5 protein-coding genes, 1 tRNA gene and 1 pseudogene are annotated in these 5,923 nt (G+C 61.3%); 2 read left to right on the forward strand and 5 right to left on the reverse strand.

Annotated elements, in window-relative coordinates:
* The 3 genes and pseudogenes from EN893_RS15135 to chvE all read right to left on the reverse strand — a co-directional run.
* A pseudogene (locus tag EN893_RS15135) lies at nt 1–774 on the reverse strand (sugar ABC transporter permease); the annotation flags it as partial.
* A complete protein-coding gene (gene mmsA, locus EN893_RS15140) occupies nt 771–2,303 on the reverse strand; it encodes a multiple monosaccharide ABC transporter ATP-binding protein (RefSeq protein ID WP_127266708.1) in 1,533 nt (510 codons plus the stop codon). The pseudogene EN893_RS15135 and the gene mmsA, both read right to left, overlap by 4 nt.
* 121 nt (nt 2,304–2,424) lie before the next feature.
* Nucleotides 2,425–3,495 carry a multiple monosaccharide ABC transporter substrate-binding protein gene (chvE, locus tag EN893_RS15145; RefSeq protein WP_127266709.1) on the reverse strand — a complete coding sequence of 357 codons (1,071 nt, stop codon included), beginning with the start codon at nt 3,493–3,495 and terminating at the stop codon, nt 2,425–2,427.
* Between the two features lie 313 nt (nt 3,496–3,808).
* Here chvE and EN893_RS15150 point away from each other — a divergent pair, with 313 nt between their 5' ends.
* Together EN893_RS15150 and EN893_RS15155 are read left to right on the forward strand one after the other, a co-directional pair.
* Entirely contained in the window at nt 3,809–4,798 is a 990-nt protein-coding gene (locus EN893_RS15150; RefSeq protein ID WP_127266710.1) for a LysR family transcriptional regulator, read from the forward strand.
* Nucleotides 4,799–4,928: 130 nt separating this feature from the next.
* Nucleotides 4,929–5,165 (forward strand): hypothetical protein, encoded by a 237-nt coding sequence (locus tag EN893_RS15155; RefSeq protein WP_127266711.1) that lies wholly within the window; start codon nt 4,929–4,931, stop codon nt 5,163–5,165.
* A gap of 2 nt (nt 5,166–5,167) precedes the next feature.
* Here the strand turns inward: EN893_RS15155 and EN893_RS15160 are convergent.
* A tRNA-Gly gene (locus tag EN893_RS15160) sits at nt 5,168–5,241 on the reverse strand.
* 77 nt (nt 5,242–5,318) lie between these two features.
* Nucleotides 5,319–5,923 (reverse strand): SGNH hydrolase domain-containing protein (locus EN893_RS15165; RefSeq protein WP_281062482.1); only part of this gene is annotated, 605 nt, incomplete at its 5' end.

Genomic DNA, 5,923 nt, shown 5'->3' on the forward strand with positions numbered 1-5,923 from the left:
GACCAGCGTCTTGACGACGAACAGGGCAAAGGGCTCGGCCTCATAGCCATGGCGTTCGCGCTTGCGGCGCGTCCTTACCCCGAAATAGGCGTAGGCCAGAACAGCGATCAGGCCCAGCACGATCGTCGTCATGTGCAGCGTCAGGCCGCTGCCCATGATGGTCTTGCCGGCCGCGTTCACTGTTGGCGGGATCAGCGTCAGCGGGCCGATGACATCCGGGATGAAGCCGGAGCTGAGCGCCTTGAAGCCATCGGGTAGCGGCCCCACCGAGGATCCGCCGCCCAGCAGGGCCTGGCAGATGCCGCGGAAGATCAGCATGCCGGCCAGCGTGACGATGAAGCTCGGTATTCGGTGATAGGCGATCCAATAGCCTTGCGCCGCACCGATCGCGCCGCCCACGATCAGGCAGATGATCGAAACCACCAGCGGGTTGCTGAACGGACCAAGCGGCCAGATGACCATCATCATCGCCGCCAAGGCGCCGATGAAGCCAGCGACCGAGCCAACGCTTAGATCGATATGGCCGGAGACGATCACCAGCAGCATGCCCAGCGCCATCACGATGATGAACGAGTTCTGCTGCACCAGGTTGCTCAGGTTCACCGGCTTGAACAGCGTTCCGTTCGTGGTGAACTGGAAGAACACCATGATGGCGATCAGCGCCAGGATCAGGCCGTATTCGCGCAGGTTCGTCGTCAGCGCCGAGACGGCAATGCGTGGGCGCTGCTCTTCGGCGACGTTGCCCTGCGGGGCGGGGGCGCTTTCGGTGCTCATGCTGCTTTTCCTTCTCCACGAACGATGGCGCGCATTATTTTTTCCTGGCTTGCTTCCGCGGCGGGCATTTCGCCCACGATGCGCCCTTCGTTCATGACGTAGATGCGGTCGGTGATGCCAAGCAATTCCGGCATTTCCGACGAGATGACGACGATCGCCTTACCCTCAGCCGCGAGACGGGCGATGATCGTATAGATTTCGTACTTGGCGCCGACATCGATGCCGCGCGTCGGCTCGTCGAGGATCAGCACGTCCGGGTCGGCGAACAGCCATTTCGACAACACCACTTTCTGCTGGTTGCCGCCGGAGAGATTGCCGGTCATCTGATAGACGCTGGAAGCGCGGATATTGGTCTTCTTGCGATAGTCGTTGGCAACGGCGAGCTCGCGCATGTCGTCGATCACGCTGTGGCGCGAGACGCCGCCAAGATTGGCCAGCGTGATGTTGTGCTTGATATGGTCGATGAGGTTGAGACCGTAGGTCTTGCGGTCCTCTGTGACGTAGGCGATGCCGTGTTGGACCGCCTTGCTCACCGAGGAAACGTCGACCGGCTTGCCCTTGAGCAGCACCTCGCCGGAGATGCGGCGGCCGTAGGAGCGGCCGAACAGGCTCATGGCGAATTCGGTGCGGCCAGCGCCCATCAGCCCGGCAATGCCCACCACTTCGCCCTTGCGCACGTTGATGTCGATGCCCTTGATCACCTGCCGCTCGGCATGGATCGGGTGATAGACCGACCAGTTCTTCACTTCGAACACGACCTCGCCGATGTCAGGCTCGCGCGGCGGATAGCGGTCGTCGAGTGAGCGGCCGACCATCGAAGTGATGATGCGGTCTTCAGAGATGTCCTTCTTGGCCAGCGTCTCGATGGTGCGCCCGTCACGGATCACCGTCACCTTGTCTGCGACCCGGTTCACCTCGTTGAGCTTGTGCGAGATCAGGATCGAGGTCATGCCCTGCCGCTTGAATTCGAGCAGAAGGTCGAGCAGCGCCTGGCTGTCCTTTTCGCTGAGCGACGCCGTCGGCTCGTCGAGGATCAGGAGCTTGACTTCCTTGCTCAACGCCTTGGCGATCTCGACCAGCTGCTGCTTGCCGACGCCGATATTGGTGATCAGCGTCTTGGGGTCCTCCTTGAGGCCCACCTTCTTCAACAGGGCGCTGGTGCGCGCCTCGTTGGAATTCCAGTCGATGATGCCGTATCTGGCGTGCTCGTTGCCGAGGAAGATGTTTTCGGCGATCGACAGCATCGGCACCAGCGCAAGTTCCTGGTGGATGATGACGATGCCCTTGCGCTCGCTGTCATGGATGCCTTTGAACTGGCATTCCCCGCCGTTAAAGATGATCTGGCCGTCATAGGTTCCTGAGGGATAGACGCCCGACAGCACCTTCATCAGCGTCGACTTGCCGGCGCCGTTCTCGCCGACCACGGCATGAATCTCGCCTTCCTCGACGCTGAGGTTGACGTTCGACAGCGCCTTCACGCCGGGGAACGTCTTGGTGATGTCGCGCATCTCCAAAATCGTCGAGGCCATGGGACAACCGCTCCTTGAGAGGTCGGCAAACATTGCCGGCGAGGTCGGCGACAATACCGGGCTCGCTGGTGAACGAAAAGGGGCCCTGCGTTGCGCAGGACCCCTGACTTTGGAACCGGGGTTACTTCAGTTCGTCGGCCTTGATGTAGCCGGAGTCGACGACCAGTGCCTGGTAGTTCGACTTGTCGACCTCATGCGGCGTCAACAGGATCGAGGGAACGACCTTGACGTCGTTGTTGTAGGTCTTTTCATCGAGGCCGTCCGGCTTGCCGCCCGAGAGCACCTTGTCGACGAGTTCGACGGTGGCCTTGGCCAGTTCGCGGGTGTCCTTGAACACGGTCGAGTACTGCTCGCCCGTGATGATAAGCTTGACCGAAGCGGTCTCGGCGTCCTGGCCGGTCACGATCGGCCAGGGCTGTGCGTCCGTGCCGTAGCCGACGGCGCGCAGCGAGGCGGTGATGCCGCGCGACAGGCCGTCATAGGGCGAAAGAACGCCATCGACGCGGCTGCCGTCCGAATAGTTGGCCGACAGCAGATTGTCCATGCGCGCCTGGGCAGTGGCGGCGAGCCAACGCAGCGTGCCGACCTTGTCCATGCCGGTCTGGCCGGACTTGATCTTGATCGAGCCGTCGTCGATCAGCGGCTGCAGGACGGAGATCGCGCCGTCGTAGAAGAAAAAGGCGTTGTTGTCGTCGGGCGAGCCGCCGAACAGTTCGACGTTCCACGGCTTGGTGTTCGGGAAGCGCTCCTTGAGGCCCTTGACCAGCGAATTCGCCTGGATCACGCCGACGCCGAAATTGTCGAAGGTGGTGTAGTAGTCGACATTGGCGGTCTTCTTGATCAGGCGGTCATAGGCGACGACGACGACGCCCGCGTCAGCGGCCTTCTGCAGAGCATCCGACAGGGTGGTGCCGTCGATCGAAGCAATGATCAGCGCCTTCGGGCCTTTGGTGATTTCGTTTTCCAGCTGGCTGAGCTGGTTGGGGATGTCGTCCTGCGCGTATTGCAGGTCGACGGTGTAGCCGAGAGCCTCGAGCTGGGACTTGACGGCGTCGCCATCATTGATCCAGCGCTGCGAGGTCTTGGTCGGCATCAGCACGCCGACAAGACCCTTGTCGGCTGCGTGCGCCGAGTAGGTCATGGCAGCGATGCCAAGGGCCGCGACGGCGGCCAGTGTCTTGATGATTTTCACTTTAACTCTCCCTGTTTGATGGACGCGGCACCCCGGGGGTCGCGGGCCGCGCAATCGTGCAGAAGCGCCAAGGGCACTGCTGCCGTCATATCGATCTCCGGTATCCTCCCATGGCCCCGAGACGCTGATTCAATCGATACGATTTTTCTCGTCAGCGACCGTCACGTCTTGGAACGCGCGGAGGGTGTGGGTCTTTGCCATAACTGTCAAATGCGATCTTTGATGGTTGCTATATCATGGTTGGTATATGTATTGGGACGTGACGGGCTGACTCCAAGGTCGGCCTTACACGAGCAGAAGGCAGGGAAAAGCGATGGCGCGGCCCGGGAATCCGACAACAGCTTCAAATGGTTACAGAGAAGCACGGGGCGATGGCGAAACCCTGCTGCGCAGCGGTCTCAGTCTGCGTCACATGCGCATGATCGTCGCGCTAGACGACCACAGCCGGGTCAGCGCGGCAGCCCAGGTTCTGAACATTTCGCAGCCGGCGGCCTCGCGCATGATCGCAGAGATGGAGGCGGTGCTGGAGGTCAAGCTGTGCGAGAGGCTGCCGCGCGGTATCACCTTGACGCCATACGGCAAGGCTTTGGCCAGGCGGGCGCGCTCGATCCTGCTGGAGATGCGCGAGGTGGACCGCGAGATTTCCGAACTCAAGGCGGGCAAGGGTGGTTCGGTTTTCCTGGGTGCCGTGACCGCGCCGGCAATCGAGCTGGCGGTGCCGGCGATTCGTGAAATCCGCCGCATCTATCCGCGCATCGAGATCACCATGCAGGTCGAGACCTCCAATGTGCTGGCACGCGAGCTGATCGCCACGCGCCATGACTTCATCATCGCGCGCATCCCGGACGACCTCAATCCGCGGCTGTTCGAGTCGCGCGTCATCGGCGTCGAGAAGGCCTGCCTGATCGTGCGCCGGGGCCATCCGCTCACCAAGGGCGAGGCGGTGCGGCTGGAAGAGACCGCCGCCTATGACTGGGTCTTCCAGTCTGGCGGCTCGCCCTTGCGCCAGGCGATGGAGAGCAACTTCCTCAACCGCAACATCGCTTTGCCGGACCGTATCCTGAACACCAGTTCGCTGCTCCTGACCCTGGTCATGGTCGCGCAATCCGATGCCATCGCACCGGTCTCTGTCCAGGTGGCGAAATTCATCCAGAACCCTGACGGGCTGGCCGGCGCCATCGACGTCGTCCAGACCGAATTCGACATCGAGGTCAGGCCCTACAGCCTGATCACGGTCAGGAATCGCGCACTGTCGCCGGCCGCCAAGATGCTGCACGACTTCATTCTGAGGGAAGTGGGATGATGGCTCGCTCGGGTAAGGTTGTCCGGCGAAAGCACCGCCAGGCCGAGGCCGGCGAAAGCGAGCTGGGAACATTATTTCCCGCCGATGCGTTCATGATCTTGCAAGGGGCGATTTCTTCTGGAGGCTGAACATGCGCAGCTTCGAAATCATCGATCTGCTTTGCGTGATCGAGGCCTGCAAGCACGATCGATCGGTCGGGAATTTCGTTTCCATGGCTGAAGGCGTTGAAGAATTGCGGGTGTTGACCGGCGATTTCGTTTCATCGGATGACGTGGCGGCAAACGCCCTCGCAACGGTGGCGCTTGCGCGAGGCTGCTCGGTTGTGTTCGACGAACAGGCAGGCGCTGAAATGGTTCTGACGCCTTAGACTGGAGCGGGTAGAGGGAATCGAACCCTCGCGTTCAGCTTGGGAAGCTGACAAGCTACCATTACATCATACCCGCGTGCGCCCTCGTTACCATGAGGGTTAGCCTTCGGGCAATCGCAAAGCGGTCTGTTCTCACGACGGTCGTGCTGCGGATCACGGCGCGCCCACGGCCGTGAATTGCCGTTTTGCCTCCGCGACCTCATTGCTGGTGGCGAAGCTTGGCCAGTATTTCGAGATGGCCAGCGTCGCGCCGGCGGAAGAGAAGTGGCCATAGTCGAAGTAGAGAAATTCATTGGTCGTGGCATCGGCGTATGAACAACCGGCCGAGTCGCACAGATACGTCAGCGGATCTATGAAATCGGCCCCTTTGGTGAACGGCAGAACCCGTGCGTTGATGTCCGGATCCATAGCCATCGGCCAGGATGTGGTTCCGGCATGCTCCCGTCTCACCAAGAAAGCGATCTTCTGGACGTCGGCGATGAATTCCGGAGACTGGCCGACGGTATAGACCTTGACCCCCATCCCGCGAAGCCGATCGATCGTCTTCTGCAGGCCGTCGAAGCCCCTGGCCTGGTAGTCGGTCCATCGGCCGCTCAGGATCACCGCCTGGATGTTGGCGTCGCGAATGATCGACAAGGCCCGTTCGTTGAAGCGGGTGCAGGCGGGCCGAGCATAGGAAAAATAGGTCAGGTCGGGCGGACAGCCGGCATAGGTGTATTGGATGACATTGGCCTGGATTTTCTGGGCGTTGGGCTCAA

It is taken from the genome of Mesorhizobium sp. M7A.F.Ca.CA.004.04.2.1, assembly GCF_004022825.1.
Classification (GTDB): Bacteria; Pseudomonadota; Alphaproteobacteria; order Rhizobiales; family Rhizobiaceae; genus Mesorhizobium.

Coding starts and splice junctions, on each gene's coding strand:
- EN893_RS15155 (WP_127266711.1), top strand. CDS start 4,929: ATGCGCAGCTTCGAAATCATCGATCTGCTTTGCGTGATCGAGGCCTGC.
- mmsA (WP_127266708.1), bottom strand. CDS start 2,303: ATGGCCTCGACGATTTTGGAGATGCGCGACATCACCAAGACGTTCCCC.
- EN893_RS15150 (WP_127266710.1), top strand. CDS start 3,809: ATGGCGCGGCCCGGGAATCCGACAACAGCTTCAAATGGTTACAGAGAA.